We start from the raw sequence: 16786 nt of genomic DNA, 5'->3' as shown, positions 1-16786 counted from the left end.
TTAGGATGAAGTACGATCCAATGCATCTACATAATCTTTGGCATCTTTAAGAGAAAGGTTTCTGGCTTCGCGAAGCTTTTTAATGGCCTTGATCTTATGGCCTTGTTGAATCATTAGGATCAATTCCTGATCCAGCTCTGACAACTCCGTTGGATGTTCGGACGATGATGACTGGGTAGATGATGAAACAGGATAATTCAATGAGGAACGTGGCGTTATGCCGGCACCATTCTCAATACGTTCCACATCCCGTTTAAGTTCATTCAGTTGGCTTTGCAGACTGATTACTCTGGTGAGTAGTATCACAATTAGAAGTAATAAAACGATTAAAAAAATGGTGTTGATTTCCATGATGTAGAAGGCCTCTCTTTCTTTACGTGTGAATCATTTAATCATTTGAGTTGAACCGGGAGTTCCTTCAGTCCTCGAACAATCATGCCGGGTCTCCACTCCAGTTCGGTAACATCCGTTTGAAGCTGTATCTCAGGATAACGAGCTAGCAATGTACTGATGGCGATTTCGCCTTCCAGACGTGCCAGAGGGGCTCCAAGACAGAGATGAATGCCTTTACCAAAAGCAAGATGCTGGCTCTTCTCTCTTGTTATGTCGAAGATATCGGCATCCTTGAATTTCTCAGTATCCCGATTCGCAGAATCAAGCGCCACAATCACGAGCTCACCTTTGGCAATGTTCTGTCCACGAAATTCAACATCCTCCAGCGCCCAGCGTGACGTACTGAATTCAACAGGGCCATTGTACCGCAGCATCTCTTCAACTGCATTATGGATAAGCTCCGGCTTCTGAATCAGCAGATCTCGCTGCTCAGGGTGTTCAAGAAGGGCCAATACACCATTGCCAATCAAATTAACCGTGGTTTCGTGGCCAGCAATAATGAGCAGGGAGACAACACCGAGTAATTCATTTTCAGTGAGTTGTTGTCCGGATTCCTCTGCAATCACAAGCTGGCTTATCAGGTCTTTACCTGGATTCTCGCGTACTTTGGCAAACCAGTCGGTCAGGTACTCGGTAAACTCCTTCGCATGCTGCTCAAACATCTCCGCGTGATCCGAACTTGATGCATCAATGATCGAATTGGACCATACGCGGAACTTGTCCTGATCCTCAACAGGTACACCCAGAATCTCACTAATGACAATAATCGGAAGTGGAAAGGCATACTCATCAATCAAATTCATTTTGTCTCTGGAGCCTATTTTATTCAGCAGATCATCGGCGATGTCCTGAATGTGGCTTCTCATATCCGCAACCAATTTGGGCGTGAACGCTTTCTGTACAAGTCCTCTCAGGCGGCGGTGATCCGGCGGATCGGAGAATAGCATGTTATTCACAAAAACCGTTTGATTTTCAGGTCCATATCGTTTGGCTACATCCTTACTGAAGCGTTGATCCTTGAGTACTTCAACCGCATCCTCATACCGGGTTATAATCCATCCGAACTCGCCATGAGGAAACATGACTTTGAAAACAGGGTCTGTCTCTCTCAACTTTTCGTACACGGGGTAGGGGTTTTGAGTGAATTCCTTGGTGAAGAATGCCGTTTGTGACGTTTCATTCGTATTCAATTCAATTCTCTCCTCTCATCCAAGAGCTCAAATATGAAGTCCTTTGTTTAAAGGATCATATGTATGCTTCTACGGCTTGATACCTAAAGCCTGCACCCTCTATATATTCAATATGAAGAGCGTAGAAACCTTGTTTTCATTCAAATCGGTTTTTCCTGTGGAGGAGCAGGGCAGAAGATATACCCATGGAGAGGAGGATTTTTTTGGAAGGAGGAGGAAAATAGAGTCTGAGGAGAGAAGCAGTAGTGAATCAAATTTTAGTGAAATATCAAAGTAAGGAGCAATCTATCATGAATGAATCACGGCTTCCTCTGAATCGTCATCAGATTCCAGCGAGTCCGCTTGTATTAGGTTGTATGCGATTTGGAGGCGAGTGGGACGGACTTCCGATCACCAATGATTTAGTATACGAAGGTCACCAGGCCGTTGAGGCAGCTCTGGAGATCGGCATTAATCATTATGACCTGGCTGATATCTATACACGTGGCAAAGCAGAGCATGTATTTGGACGAATCCTGTCAGAGAGAAAAGGATTGCGAGATCAAATCATCATTCAATCCAAATGCGGTATACGTCTGGCCCTGGAAGACGAGGGACCGCAGCGTTACGATACATCTGGTGCGCATATTCAAGCCAGTGTTGACGGTATTTTATCTCGGCTCGGCGTGGAGTACCTGGACATTCTGTTACTTCATCGTCCTGACCCTCTCGCGCATCCTCAGGAGATTGGTGAAGCACTGGCAAAACTTCATCAATCCGGAAAAGTCAGACATTTTGGTGTATCCAACATGGGTTCGGAACAGATTCGTCTGCTGCAACTCAATAGTTCGGTGCCTCTTATCGTGAACCAGCTCGAGATGAGTTTGGACAAAATCGGATTCGTGGAAGCGGGGGTTACCGTGAACCGTCCACAAGCCAAGGATCAAGTCTTCCCTTATGGTACGATGGAGTATTGTCAGGCCAAGAATATCCAGCTGCAGGCTTGGGGTCCACTTGCACAAGGGAGATTTACGGGCAGGGTAGTCGAAGGTCAGAGACCCGAGATTGAACATACTGTCCAGGTCGTGAATAAGATTGCCAGGGAACGGGGCGTAACGGCTGAATCCATTGTACTCGCTTGGTTAATGAAACATCCCGCAGGCATTCAACCTGTGATTGGTTCAATTCGACCGGAACGTATCCGAGCTTGCCGTGATGCTACCCGGATTGAACTAACGCGACATGAATGGTATGAGCTATATTCAGCGTCCTGTGGAAGAAGAATGTAAGCAGGAGACATATGGATTGCGTATTAGCGGAAACATTTTTTCTTATACGAGAACGAAACACAGGCCGTCGGTCTGTGTTTTTTTATTTGTCTTTTTATAGATAGATTCAACACAGGTACTAGTCGTCTAATGAATACATAAATGCGCTATATTCCATGTCCATAGACTTAGTTCAGAGTTCTGATAAGAGGGACGTTTCAACCATTTTTCCCGGTTTCTAAGGTGGTTCAGAAACCACTGTGATAAAATAAGAGGAATAAGAACATACGATCTGTTTTGTGGAAGGAGATTAAGGATAACGATGGAAATGCTTAAGCCGCCGGCTGAGACATTATATGAGACTGAATTACGCGCACTTCGGGAGGAAGACAAGGGAAAACGTCCCCCCAACTGGTTATTATCTCCCGCATATGTGCGAGATTTCATTATTGGCAGGGACAAACCCGCCATGTTGGATGGAGAAGCCATACCAATTACTCGAAAATTCTATGGGAATGACGTCTTAATTGAACGTGCGGTGGTAACGCTGGCGGGCAATCGCGGCTTAATGCTGGTGGGAGAACCGGGAACAGCGAAGACGATGCTCAGTGAGCTGCTGACAGCTGCGATCTCGGGAACCAGTCTGAACACCATTCAGGGTACGGCAGGCACAACGGAGGACATGATCAAGTATTCTTGGAACTACGCAATGCTGCTTGATAAAGGTCCATCGGAAGCAGCTCTTGTGCCAGCGCCGTTATACAGCGGCATGAAGAAAGGCATCATCACCCGTTTCGAAGAGATTACACGTTGTCCCGCTGAAGCACAGGATAGTCTGATCAGTATACTAAGCGACAAAGTCATGAGTATTCCTGAGCTTGATGGTGGTGTGCTGTTTGCCAAGCCGGGGTTTAACGTTATTGCTACAGCGAATATTCGTGATAAGGGTGTTAACGAGATGAGTGGTGCGCTGAAACGCCGTTTCAACTTCGAAACGATCAAGCCGATCAGCAGTGTGAAGATGGAAGCGAAAATTATTGAATCCCAGGCACGAAGCCTTTTATTACATAGCGATATTGATATTGAAATTAATCCGGATGTGGTCGAGCTTCTTGCCACGACATTCATGGAGCTGCGTACCGGCATGAGCCGTGAAGGTTACAAGCTGGACACGCCACAAGCTTCCATGAGTACTGCAGAAGCCGTTTCCGTATACGTACAGAGTGCAATGACTTCGTATTATTACGAGGATAAGGGTATTGCATTGGATCGCCTGGTTCAGAACATGCTTGGAACCATTGCCAAGGAAAATGACAAGGATTTGTCTGTTCTGAAAGCCTACTTCTCCAAGGTTGTGAAGGAGCGCTCCAAAGAAGAGGGAATTTGGAAGGACTATTATGAGGAGAAAAAATGGATCGGGTAGCGCCACAAGTGGAGCCGGATGTTACCCAGTTACAACCCCTCTTTGAGTCTCAGGTGTGTAACCTGAACAATGGTACGGTTTATTTTCCGATAAGGCATCATAGTCCGGTTTGCTCTTATCATTTGTTACAACTGATTGAGGCATATCAGCCGGACAGTATTCTGATCGAAGGACCCGAGAGCGGGAATTCCTTTCTCTCCGTGTTGGCTGATGAAGCAACGATCCCTCCGGTCAGCTTGTATTATACCTATGAGAGCGAGGATGACCGCGCGGCGTGTTATTATCCGATGCTTCGTTATTCCCCAGAATATGTAGCGTTACGTGAAGCTTCAAGGCTTAACATTCCTGCACAGTTCATTGATCTCGATTACTATCATTTCGCTAACAAGGAGAAAGCAGAACAGCATGAAATATCTGTTCAAGATGAGACGCTGCTGGCCAGTTCGGACTTTATCAACCGTTTGTGTCAAAAAATGAACTGCCGCAGTTTCGACGAGCTATGGGAGAAAGTGTTTGAGATCGGCGGCCTCGAAAAATCCACACAGGAATTTGTACAGGATGTGTTCACGTATTGTACGTTATCTCGTATGTGTTACACAGCTGATCGGTTACACCGTTCCGGTGATCTTGTCAGAGAAGAACACATGCGAAACTGCATCCGTGAGGCTTCCCTGAAATATGATCGCGTACTCGTCATTACAGGTGGATTCCATACGTACGGACTACTGGGCTTGGATACAGACTCGGCTTCGCACAAATCTTCAGACAAGCCTGTGAAGAAGAATATAAGCTCTGGAGCCAGAAATACGGTACATCAGCAGATGTATCCCATGGTGTACACCTTTGCAGAAGCGGACCGTCTGAATGGTTACGCGAGTGGAATGCCATATGTGAATTACTACGACATGATATGGAGCGAGCTGCTCCGCAAGAAAAGTACCGCATACAATGTAACGGCAGTAAATCTGCTGTCCAAGCTTACACGTGCACTCCGTAAGGGCCATGAGCACGTATCGACCAGTGACGCGATTGAGGCATACAGCATGGTTCAGGGGCTTGCAGCGCTTCGGGACAAAAGAGAAGGAGGGGTCTATGAGCTGATGGACGCAGCAACATCTTCCTTTGTCAAAGGTGAGCTTACACTGGCTACAGAAAAACCGCTGCAAGAGCTCCAGCTTCTTCTGACCGGAGATGCCATAGGAAGTGTGGCCCCCAATTCATTCAACATTCCGATTGTTGAAGATTTCAAAGCCCGTTGTGCGGTATCAAAGCTGCAGATTCGTACGACCGGTCAGCATAAAAAAGTACTTGATCTATATGCCAAACCAGAGCATCGGCAGCTTAGTCAACTGTTCCAATGCATTACCTATCTGGTTCCTGAATTCGCGAAACGCCAATCCGGACCAGACTGGATTGCCCAGCGAGATATGAATCTGGTCCGGGAAACCTGGATCTATACCTATTCATCAAGGATTGAAGCAAGATTAATTGAAAATTCACTTTATGGTGGTACCATTCAGGAAGCGGCAACCCGAAAAATGGCGGAACAGATGCAGAATATACCGGATCATCATAGCGGTGAGCTTGCTAGATCCATGCTCCAGGCTCTGCTTATGGGTTTACAGGATACAGCAGCACAATTGTATGATCAAGTCCGATCAGCACTGAGAAAAGACGGGAATTTCCTTTCGCTCTGTGGGAGTCTTCACACTCTGGACCGAATTCATCAGCACCGAAGATTGCTTGGATTATCGGATGACAGCCATCTTCCCGAGCTGGTTGCCGAAGCCTACAATAACGCAGTGGACAAATTGCTGCAGCTCGCGAGAACGAATCCTGATGAGCATCAGCCTGTTATACAGGGGCTGAAGCTGCTCGCGATGCTGGCGGAATCTTCCGAAGAACGTTACCGCGATGAAACCTTCAGAGCTCATCTGAATGAATTGCTGGCAGATCACGACCTTCCTGCTCAACTCGAAGGTGTATGCCTGGCCATTTCCTCTGGACTCGGTGATCGATCAAGGGAAGAGATCGTTGATCGTGCTCGGGGATACATTCGGGGAACGCCGGATCAAATGCGGCAGACAGCACTGTATTTACAGGGTGTGTTTTCCGTGGCACGAGATGCATTTTTATATGAAGATCAGCTGCTATCCGAGCTGAATTACATGATAGAGCAGCTGGATCATGATGATTTTATGTTGATGATCCCGGAACTAAGGCTTGCATTCACCTACTTTACACCTATGGAGACAACACTGATTGCGGATCGGGTTGCGAAGCTGCATCAGGTTCACTCCAATGAGATGGCGATACCGGGGATCGATGAACACACACTGATTCAGGTGAAATCCTGGGATGAAGCCATCCGGAAGGAGTTTGAGACATGGAAGCTGATCTGAACAGAGGGGCGAGAACTCCTGATCCATTGAAGTCCCTTCCTGATTCCAATCAGGCTGAAACGCTGAACCGATGGCGATTGATCTTGGGCGATTCTGCAGAAGAAGGCTTATCGAATACGGATGCATACGATGCGGAGCATTTCAAGTATACCGAAATCGATGAAATTCTGGGTTACCTCTACAACCGGGAATACGGCGAAGCACAGGGATATCGGAAAGAAGGAGGACGCGGATCCTCTAATCTTACGGTTCCAAACTGGCTGCATAAGGTTCGGGAATTATTCCCCAAGCCAACCGTGGAGCTGCTGGAGAAACAAGCACTGGATCGTTATGGTCTAACGGAGCTATTAACCGACAAAAAACTGCTCGAGTCTCTCGAACCCAACATGAACCTGCTGAAAAACATCATGCAATTCAAAGGACGAATGAAAGGGGATGTGCTGCGGAGTGCGAAGGAGATCGTGCGGACTGTAGTTGAGGACCTTCAGCGTAAACTGGAGTCCCAGACCAGAGCCAGCATCATGGGAAAACGCAGCAGTTACACACCAAGTTCCGTAAAGTCCCTGCGTAATCTTAATTTCAAACGAACCATTACCAAGAACCTGAAAAATGTTGATCGAACCAACCGTAGATTGGTGATTGATCGTCTTTATTTCGACGGTAATATCCAGCCGCATAATAAATGGAACGTCATCATTGCTGTTGACGAGAGCGGCAGCATGATGGACTCGGTCATTTACAGCTCAGTAATGGCCAGTATCTTCTATCGTTTGAATGCGCTGCGTACCCACTTGTTTATATTTGATACCCAGGTTGTCGATCTAAGTGACAGGTTGGATGATCCGGTTGACGTGCTCATGAGTGTACAGCTTGGTGGAGGAACTCATATTACCAAGGCTCTGCGTTATGGTGAGACGCTGATTGATAATCCTGGCAAAACGATCTACATCCTTGTAAGTGATCTGGAAGAGGGATATCCGATCCAACAAATGTATAAAGCGTGTAAGGATATTATGGATGCTGGTTGCAAACTGCTTGTGCTCACGGCACTCGATTTTAATGGGGATACCGTCTATAACAAACATGCCGCACAAACCTTAACCAATATGGGAGCACATGTCGCCGCAATTACCCCTAACGAGCTCGCAGAATGGATCGGTGAGATTATCACGTAATAGTTTATAACCAGGTTTTTCACTCAAAATTTAAGGAGGAATGTGTAATGCTTACTACAGATCGCGCTGTTGAGGCGTTAGTTGAGAAGTTTGCTGAGATGTGCTCGAAGGATTACTCCCTAAAAACAGATCGGAGTCAGGAAATCATTGATTATGTGCTGGGACACACTGACAAATTTCCTGAAATGATAGGGAATTCCAGCCATTATGTCTACTATACAATTGATGCGCTCATGAAGCTTGCCAAGAAAGATGATGGAGATATATTTTTCCGGGCAGGGGCTATTGTCATTCACCTGGAATCCCACTACTCCAGACGCAATTCGTGGGCTACGGATGGCTTCACCATATGTCTCGGCAATGACTCTGAAGCCTACGGTTTGAGTGGAAAGAGCAAAAGCCCAGATCGGATCGGTGGTCTGCTGTCCCGATTGGAGAAAATACGTAAGTTTGCCGGAGAAAAAGAAATTGTAGATGAACTCAAAAGCAGGCTAAGCCGTGTACAGGTATTTGTTGAGTCCAAAAAAGGCAACGGATATGGTAACCATGAGCGAGAAATAATCGACGCCTTGCTTCTACTGAAACTGTATTCCAAGTTGAACGGTGTCCCCTCACAGGCAGCACAGTTGCAATTACTAAGCAATCACCTGCCTGAGTTACTTCAACTGGTAGTTGCTGAGGATGCAGAGCAGCTCCGCCCGGCGTTACATAAGCTCATTGAGCCACTGGTTGTTTGCTCCATGCAGAGTAGGTCTAATCGGTCTGTGCATGATCTGAAACCGGAATTTCTTCAGCAAAAACGAAATCGCCTGATGGAAGAGCTGTACCCGGACACTTCATTGAATAAAAAAGAACAATTGTCTCAGAATGTGTTCCATCAGACCATGATCTTGATAAGCAGCTCGTTGTTGTATCTGATCAATGTCCATGGGGGAAAGGACCGTTTCCTCGAAAACAAAGGCGAAACAGGCCGTGCTCTATTGGAAGCAATAACTCAGCTGCATGAAATCTATCCGTTTGAGACGCGCATGTATCTGATGAGCATGGATTCCAGAGCCAAAAATGCCGACGGGCTGCTCGCTGGTCTGCTTCCTCTGGATGAACCATACCAACTGATCGAGCTGTTGAATAACGAATTGAATATGTATACGATATCATGGCAGTCGATCCAGTCGGCCATTATGAGTGATCCGGAACAATCCATACGAGCTTATCATATTCTCAAAACCCCATACCTCAAGTTGGTTATCCAAAAGATAATGGAAGATCAAGGTAGAGAAATCCCTGATGAGGACGGTACGCTTGAACAAGCCGTTTCTGCAGTACTCCGGGAGCCATTGGATGGTGGTCGCAGTGGTCTTGCCATCGCACGGTATCTCGAAGGTCAAACTTCGTTTGAAGATTACTGGAAAGACTCAAACAGCCGCAGTCTGTTTAACAATCTGAATCGTGACAAAAAACGTATTCAGAGTCTCATTGCCATCAGCTTCCTGCCAGTGGATTCGGAGGCAATGCGCCGGTTTGTAATTTTGGCTACCTATCCGGACTGGACGCTGGATATCGTCTCGGATATGTATCGTTCCTACGCTTTCAGCGGAGAGAAGCTGCTGCAGCGTTATGGGCAAGATCCAGAGGTACAGCAGGATAAGCTGTTGACCAGTTTGATCTCGCTAAACGGTATGACGGATTACAGGTACAAAGCAATGCCTCAGGATGAGTACCGCCGGATCATTCAGCTAAATCTGGACTATGCTCTGGGACAGTATAAAAAGCTCCCAACCGACACACGTATTTTAATTTTGGAGATTACCTTCGAGCAGCGAAGTGAACTCAAGACGGAGAAACTTGCCGAGGCGATTCGCGCTGGACTGCAGGATTCATCCAAAAAAGCCAACAGTCTCGCATTATCCGAATTCAATCGTGTACCTGATCCGGAACTGTTTACAACGATCTATCGTTCAGAGAAAAAAGCAAGCGTGAAAGAAATGGCGCTTAGTGCAATTCGCAGTTTGGATCATAAGAAGGAGCTATATCGTGAGCTTCTGGAGGGAGAGAAATCGGCGGAATGGAAGAACTTGATCCAAATTCTGCTGGATACCGCAGATCAAAGCCCGGAATATGCGCATGCTGCACTTGCTGATCAGGCGGATGCCAAAAAGCTGGCTAGATTCAGTTGGTTATCCCTGAAGGACTTGCCTTCGCTTATTCGTTCCGAAGACAATCAACCTTTGGATGATCGAATCAAGCAATATATTCTGGTGCAATCGGTCGATCATACATCTGCACCGAACGAAAGGCTGAATGAACTGCGCGAGTATGCTGATGAAGAATCGTTATCTCGATTCGCGACTGAACTGCTCCAGTTATGGATTCAGGACGGTGCCCCAGCGAAGGAGAAATGGGTGATGTATATCTCTGCGCTCTTTGGCAGTGTGCAAATCGTTCACATTCTAACGCCTCAGATTAAGGAATGGACCGAAAACAGCCGTGGAGCTATTGCGGCAGATGCTGTGAAGGTACTAGCTTATCTGAAAGAACCATCTGCTCTCATGGCCATTGATAAAATTAAACGCAGCGTGAAGAACCGTCAGGTGAAAGGTGCGGCAGAAGAAGCACTGCAGCTTGCGGCCGACAACTTGGGACTTACGCCGGAACAGTTGGAAGACCGGCTTGTGACCACCCTTGGTTTTGACGAGTCAGGAACGATGAGGTTAAGTTACGGTGAGCGTTCATTCCTGATTAAAGTGAATGGGGATTTGCAGGTCGTCGTTCTGAACGAAGAAACGGGTAAAACAGTGAAAAGCTTGCCTGCACCAGCACAGAAGGATGATGCAGAGCTCGCTGCACAATCCAAAACACGTTTTACGCAGCTGAAGAAAGATCTCAAAACCATGGTGGGCATTCAGGCACAGCGCCTGGAGGAATCATTGTCCAAGCAGCGTCTGTGGTCCGCTGAAGAGTGGAAAGCACTCTTTGTTGAAAATGTGATCATGCAAAAATTCGCTGTAGGTCTGATCTGGGGCACATATGAAGATGGTCAGCTGAATAGCACCTTCCGCTATATGGAAGATGGTACATTTAACACGGTCGATGAGGATGAATATGAACTGCCTCTGAATACACAGGTAGGACTCGTACACCCTCTTGAACTTGAAGCATCCGCTCTGGACGGCTGGAAAACACAGCTCGAAGACTACGAAGTGAAGCAGCCTTTCGAGCAGCTTAACCGTGAAATTCACCTGCTTGAAGAAGAAGACATCAAGCTAGAGGAGTATTCCCGACTTCCAGAATCGGAGTTTTCACCGACAGCTTTCCCGAAAGCACTGGAGAAATTCGGTTGGATCAAAGGGCCGGCAATGGACGGCGGCTGGTATCATGAATTTTACAAGGAGTACGATGAATACGTAGCTGAACTGCGTTTCAGCGGAACCAGTATCACGTATTATGAGGGGATGGACGATATTACGCTGGAATCTCTCCATTTCTTCAGACCGGAGAACAAGAGAAATTATTACTACAGCAATAACAAAAGCATTGCTCTGGGTCAGATTCCGGGACGCGTCTTCAGTGAGACACTCTACGATATCCTAAGAGCGTCGGGGCGTTGATTACGTGAGTGAATTCGAACAGAAATTCAGGACATTTTCGAAATTGTGCACGGAAGACTACCTCATAAGGCATGCGAATAAGGGATTATACAAAAGGTCTTTGAAAGACATGGATAACGGTGTGAGCGTGCAATATACGTGGAACGAATCATCAGTGAGCTGTCTGTTGAGTGATGGAACTCTCTGTACACTGGAAAGTACACTCGATCACTGGGATTGCTCCTGTCCGTCGGATCACATCTGCAAACATGTTCTGATCTCGATTCTGTATTATCAGCGTGAATATCAGACGGATGAAGATGTTACAGGGCAAGACATGCAGGCGGAGGCAGACCATTCATCTGAAGCGACTGACAATAATTCAAATTCCAGTTCGATTGCTATGGATGCAGAGGAGTTAATAACGGGTGATGAATCCCGTTTCCGCTGGATGACAGAGTCCGATCTGTCTATCTTAATCAAATTGTATAGCTCCTCGATGATCGAAGAGGTTTGGTTCCGGTTGAAGTATCCCGAGCAGATCGAAGTTCTGGAGGATTCCCTTCTTACCGTGCGACTTGTAAGACAAGACATCGAGGTTTCATTCACCCAGGAACCCAGTCTCGCGAAGGCGCTGTGTAAGGTTAAACAAACGGCTGGAAATATGGCGAAGCTGGAAGCCTTGCTTCGATATCGCAGACAACAACATGTGGACGATGAGGATGTCTTGAGTGGAAGAGTATATGATACCAAGTTCTCCATTCAAACCGTCCGTGAATGCCGGAACATGCTGGCCGTTCTGTTAAAAACCGGGCTTGCCAGGCTGCCACAGTCCTATATGGCCCAGCTGGAGACGCTCGCTGTTGCTGCGCATAGCGGTAACCTCCCTGATGTTGAACGAAGTTTACGGGGAATTCAGGGTGAATTAGAGCTATTCTTCAATCGACATATTCGTTTCTCCATGCAAACCATGCTTGATCGGGTGTCCAAGCTGTATCTCGCATTGCAGGTCCTGGAGCAAGAGCGTACTTCCGCTTATATGCAGTGCCAGCTTATTGGCAGCTTTCGCAGCAAGTATTACACAGTTCCACAGTTACATCTGTATGGTTTAGGAGCAGATGCATGGGAAACCAGGTCCGGTTACCGGGGCATAACGTATTATTTCTACTGTTTTGAAGACGAAGAAATATACACGTACAGCGATGTACGAGCCGTTTACTATGAAGATAATTCATTTTCCTATGCAGAGCATTATGGGGCATTTACACCATGGCTCACCAACGTGACCTTCCGTCAATTTGCTGGGGAAGAGCTGCAGTTCCAAACGGTAAAAGTGAACAACGACCGCAGGCTCTCTTCAGGGGAGAGTGCGAAGCTGAAACTAATGCCGCGAACAAAAGTGGAAGATGTGAATCTGGGCAAATACATGCAGGATGTTCCTTCTCTATTTCTAGAGGATTCAAGGGCATTTGAGCTATTTACCAACCCGAAGGAGCGTCTTGCCATCCTTCGGGTTGCCCGGATCGTAGATCACAGCTTTGACAAACGAACTCAACAACTTCTCCTTACCATTGAAACGGAAGAAGGCGAGCTGCTTCACCTGACGCTTCCTTACTCGATGGACTGGAAAATGATGATCCAGCGTCTCGAGTCAGGATACGGAGCCGCCTCGCTGGAACACTTTTATGCTTTTGTTCGCATTGAACAGAACAAATTCTATCCGATCAGCTTTCTAAAGGGACAACGGGTAATCAGCCTGAAATTGGATATAGGCTATGGAAGGACGGGTAGACTTGGAAGACTATAATCAGTTCATGCAGCAGATCGGCGGCTGGGCAGAAGAATTGCTGCTGCGCGGGATATCCCAATTTACCTTGAAGGATGTAGGCGTGTTAGAACAGTTTCTTGTGGAGATCAAACGCTTTCAACTGACATTCCTTGAGGAAATTGTAGGGCTACTGATAGCGGAAGGACGCAGCCTGGCTCTTGGTCATGGTAACGAGGAGCTTCTGCTGAACCATTATTGTCGCTTAACCCAATATGTACAACTAAGCATTCAGGAGACATCCTGAAGCTATCCGAAAGATTTGCAGAAGCGTGTGCCTCTGCAAATCTTTTTTTGTGGAGAAAGTGTTATTTGGTTTGCTTTACCGGGTCTATCCTTCTCCGTATACTATCCACCATGTCGCTCACGATTCATTAGTAATATTCGGTTAAATGTCATATCCCGGTTTATGATGCATACCATTAGGCGAATGCGGTCATAAGGGAGGAAACAGACATGTCGATGAGCGAGCCACTGTTAACTCAAATCGTAAAACAACAACTTCCGGCCGGCGCTAATGTCGTCACTATACTTAAACCTGTCGAACATCCAGCCATCTATGCGGCAGATCTCACCGGAGACGGGATGCCGGAGATCGCTGCGGTTTATAAACTGGATGGAGAATTAACCTTGTTGATTTTGAAATTTGTGCAAGGACAATGGACGAAGATGTCGGTCACCAAAGGCTTGGGATACAACACAACCTTGCTGACAGCTGCACCTGTAACATCCACGGCAAGAAACAATCTTATGGTCGGCTGGCAGCTCGGTTCCATCTGGTCCAAACTTGCTGTATATGAATGGACAGAAGCAGGGTTAACGGACGTAGCCCCAGCTGATCTATATTTCAGTCATGCGGAGATTATTGATATGCCCGGTCAGCATGGAAGAGATGGGAAAGTGGAGATTGCCCTTTGGACACATGATACCGGGGAGGCTTATCAGGTTGAACTTATCCGGTGGCAAAATGGGAAATGGGTACCTGCCACAGACGTATACATGTATTACTTTCCCAAGGTTGTGCAGTACTACGAACAATTAACTCAGCATTATCCGGACCACACCTTTTACTGGTATTATCTTGCCGACGCCCAGTATCGCGCTGGGTTATTACCGGCTGCTCTGATTTCAGTTCAAAAAGCATTAAGTTTCAACGAGCCTTACCCATCGCGGGAAGCGCTGCTTGAATTGGAGAAGCAGATCAAACAAAGTATGGGAGGTAGTCATGTACGTGAAACTACCTGGTTATTCCCGATTTCGGTAAGAACGATTCAGGGAACCCGGTGGGGCTATATGGATGAACAAGGTCGAATCCGGCTGGAGCCCGTACTTGATGACGCTCGTGATTTTCAGCCAAATGGCCTGGCTGTAGTTGTGAAAGATGGCAAGGCTGGTGTGATTAATCTGAATGGCCAGTATGTTGTTCAGCCTGTATATGATTCCATTAATTCATTCGAAGAAGAACGGGCAATTGTGATTGACGCTCAGGGCTTTAAAATGATCGATGAACAAGGTCATGTGCTTACGAAACGGGCTTATCCCTTCATCGCGAATATGAAGGATGGGCGAGCGCTTTTCTATGATACTTCCGGAGGTCAGGCAGGTGGAGATGTCAGTCGTTACGGCTACCTGGACGCTGCCGGCCATGAGGTGATCCGAGCACAATTCGTATCAGCCTACGATTTTAGCAACGGAAAAGCCGTTGTGCAGATCAAAGACAATGAGTTTGCACTCATAGATCGTAATGGAAACCGACTGGCTACATACCCTTACGCGTATGTGGGACCGTTAGGAGACGGTTTACTTGCTTTCCAGAAGGAGACACCCGGTAAATACGGATATATCGATGAACGAGGTCAGGTCCGAATAGAACCTAAATTTACTACAGCACTTCCTTTCAACGGTGGGCACGCGATTGTGAATACAGCAGAGGACTACAAATCCATTTATGGTGTCATTAACACGCAAGGGGCTTTTGTCATTCAACCGGCGTACAATGATATCCGAGATCTAGGGGAGCAGCGTTTTGCGCTGGGGCAGGCCATTGATCCGGAGCAACCTTTCATTGGCTCATTGTATGCGATTGCAGATGTTAATGGCAGGAGACTTACAGAGTTCATTTACAGGGACATAGGCGACTATAAAGGGGGGCTCGCTTCTGCTTCGGATGGAAGACAGTCTGTTCTGCTTGATCTGAGCGGACGCCCAGCACCAGGATATCCCCGTGTAGAAGGTTCCGGTACACTGGAAGTCGTAGCGCCGGATTTGATCAAAGCAAACGTTGATCAGCGTCTTTTGTATGTCAATCGAGCCGGACAGATCATCTGGCGGCAAAATACGATCGTTCCACTTCAGCCACCTTACCGTGTTCGTGAAGAGAAGTATAAACCTAATATCGATTATCTGGTTTATTATCCGCAGGTGGAAGGATTAACCGACCAGGCCGCACAACTGGCACTTAATTTGAAATTGAGGAACTTGTCTCAAGTCAAACCGATTTCTCCAGACCAAAAGCTGGATTACAGCTACACAGGGGATTTTGATATTACATTTTATCAGCAACAGCTGCTTCAGCTGCAGCTTACGGGATATAACTATCCCTTTGGGGCTGCACACGGAATGCCTACGATGATCTATGCCATTATTAATCTAAGCAGCGGGCAGCTGTATGAATTAAAGGACTTGTTTAAGCCGAATAGCGACTACGTAAAAGTATTAAGTCAAATTGTAGGAGATCAGATCAAAAATGATCCTCAGTATTCTTATGTATTTCCGGATACCTATGAAGGAATTAGCCCGAACCAACCATTTTTCGTGACGGCAGACGCGCTGCATCTATATTTCAATCCCTATGAGATCGCTCCGTACGCAGCGGGATTCCCGACATTTACGATTCCTTTTGTCCAGATCAGGGACATTATTAATACCGAGGGTTCGTTTTGGAAAGCGTTCCATATGTAGCATAGGACTATAATATAAAGTTCAAGATGAAGCCATATTCCATATGGCTTTTTTTGTGCAAAAAAGGTGACATTATCTAATTACAAAATATTGTAACTTTGATGGAAGAGATGGCGTTTAGATAGTAGGGGGGATCTTTGCTGTAATTGGATTGATGTACGCCATAGTTAAAGATAGAATTTTAAAGAGAAGAAGCGCTTTAGGCGATTTTTGTGGGATAAGTGGCTGTTTGAAATATTTGAGTACTATTTTAATGAGAATATTGATAAAAATTTCACAAAGATTAGTTTTCATTTGAACTTGCTTTAAAAGATAGGAATGGGGAATTTAGTTATGCTATTAGGTATACATAAAATTAATTAATTCCGTACAGGCTATAATCATGGTGGCCGTGCGTGAATATAAACGTTGCAATTCATGATTTCATCGTCAGGTACAGAAGTTGTTTGGGATTGATTAAAATTACGGCCGTGCAGGAATAAAATCCTGTGTGGCTTGGATTTTAACAAAACTAGAGAAATCGGAAGTTTAAATTTCGAAAATCAAATTACAATTCACACATTTATCCATATGATATTAAAAA

10 protein-coding genes are annotated in these 16786 nt (G+C 46.2%); 8 read left to right on the top strand and 2 right to left on the bottom strand.

Annotated elements, in window-relative coordinates; genetic code table 11:
- Complete coding sequence (locus CHI14_RS03545) at nt 1-351, bottom strand: ribosomal protein L7/L12 (protein ID WP_095287050.1); 351 nt, start codon at nt 349-351, stop codon at nt 1-3.
- 41 nt (nt 352-392) lie between these two features.
- A complete protein-coding gene (locus CHI14_RS03540) occupies nt 393-1583 on the bottom strand; it encodes a cytochrome P450 family protein (protein ID WP_095287049.1) in 1191 nt (396 codons plus the stop codon).
- Between the two features lie 290 nt (nt 1584-1873).
- On the opposite strand from CHI14_RS03540, the gene CHI14_RS03535 reads away from it, so the two are divergent.
- From CHI14_RS03535 to CHI14_RS03500, 8 genes are all read left to right on the top strand, one after another.
- A complete protein-coding gene (locus CHI14_RS03535; protein ID WP_095287726.1) occupies nt 1874-2851 on the top strand; it encodes an aldo/keto reductase in 978 nt (325 codons plus the stop codon).
- Nucleotides 2852-3152: 301 nt separating this feature from the next.
- Nucleotides 3153-4253 carry an ATP-binding protein gene (locus CHI14_RS03530; RefSeq protein ID WP_095287048.1) on the top strand — a complete coding sequence of 367 codons (1101 nt, stop codon included), beginning with the start codon at nt 3153-3155 and terminating at the stop codon, nt 4251-4253.
- The gene (locus CHI14_RS03525) at nt 4241-6655 is read left to right on the top strand and encodes a DUF5682 family protein (protein ID WP_095287047.1); all 2415 of its coding nucleotides are present in this window, start codon (nt 4241-4243) and stop codon (nt 6653-6655) included. The genes CHI14_RS03530 and CHI14_RS03525 overlap by 13 nt, the downstream gene beginning before the upstream one ends.
- Nucleotides 6640-7830 carry a VWA domain-containing protein gene (locus tag CHI14_RS03520; protein WP_095287046.1) on the top strand — a complete coding sequence of 397 codons (1191 nt, stop codon included), beginning with the start codon at nt 6640-6642 and terminating at the stop codon, nt 7828-7830. The genes CHI14_RS03525 and CHI14_RS03520 overlap by 16 nt, the downstream gene beginning before the upstream one ends.
- A gap of 47 nt (nt 7831-7877) precedes the next feature.
- Nucleotides 7878-11438: a DUF4132 domain-containing protein gene (locus CHI14_RS03515; RefSeq protein ID WP_095287045.1), complete on the top strand. Its 3561-nt coding sequence runs from the start codon at nt 7878-7880 to the stop codon at nt 11436-11438.
- A 109-nt stretch (nt 11439-11547) separates the two neighbouring features.
- Nucleotides 11548-13224: a hypothetical protein gene (locus CHI14_RS03510; RefSeq protein ID WP_095287044.1), complete on the top strand. Its 1677-nt coding sequence runs from the start codon at nt 11548-11550 to the stop codon at nt 13222-13224.
- A complete protein-coding gene (locus CHI14_RS03505) occupies nt 13193-13489 on the top strand; it encodes a hypothetical protein (protein WP_212676974.1) in 297 nt (98 codons plus the stop codon). The genes CHI14_RS03510 and CHI14_RS03505 overlap by 32 nt, the downstream gene beginning before the upstream one ends.
- A 209-nt stretch (nt 13490-13698) precedes the next feature.
- Nucleotides 13699-16203 (top strand): WG repeat-containing protein, encoded by a 2505-nt coding sequence (locus CHI14_RS03500; RefSeq protein ID WP_095287042.1) that lies wholly within the window; start codon nt 13699-13701, stop codon nt 16201-16203.
- Nucleotides 16204-16786: the final 583 nt, after the last annotated feature.

Origin of the sequence: Paenibacillus sp. 7516, assembly GCF_002272715.1 — a bacterium.
In the GTDB taxonomy this organism is placed as follows: Bacteria; Bacillota; Bacilli; order Paenibacillales; family Paenibacillaceae; genus Paenibacillus; species Paenibacillus illinoisensis_A.
Note: the sequence above shows the minus strand (reverse complement) of the source record. Positions and strands in the feature narration are given on the sequence as shown.

Coding starts and splice junctions, on each gene's coding strand:
- CHI14_RS03545 (WP_095287050.1), bottom strand. CDS start 351: ATGGAAATCAACACCATTTTTTTAATCGTTTTATTACTTCTAATTGTG.
- CHI14_RS03525 (WP_095287047.1), top strand. CDS start 4,241: ATGGATCGGGTAGCGCCACAAGTGGAGCCGGATGTTACCCAGTTACAA.
- CHI14_RS03520 (WP_095287046.1), top strand. CDS start 6,640: ATGGAAGCTGATCTGAACAGAGGGGCGAGAACTCCTGATCCATTGAAG.
- CHI14_RS03530 (WP_095287048.1), top strand. CDS start 3,153: ATGGAAATGCTTAAGCCGCCGGCTGAGACATTATATGAGACTGAATTA.
- CHI14_RS03515 (WP_095287045.1), top strand. CDS start 7,878: ATGCTTACTACAGATCGCGCTGTTGAGGCGTTAGTTGAGAAGTTTGCT.
- CHI14_RS03510 (WP_095287044.1), top strand. CDS start 11,548: ATGGATAACGGTGTGAGCGTGCAATATACGTGGAACGAATCATCAGTG.
- CHI14_RS03535 (WP_095287726.1), top strand. CDS start 1,874: ATGAATGAATCACGGCTTCCTCTGAATCGTCATCAGATTCCAGCGAGT.
- CHI14_RS03500 (WP_095287042.1), top strand. CDS start 13,699: ATGTCGATGAGCGAGCCACTGTTAACTCAAATCGTAAAACAACAACTT.
- CHI14_RS03505 (WP_212676974.1), top strand. CDS start 13,193: ATGGAAGGACGGGTAGACTTGGAAGACTATAATCAGTTCATGCAGCAG.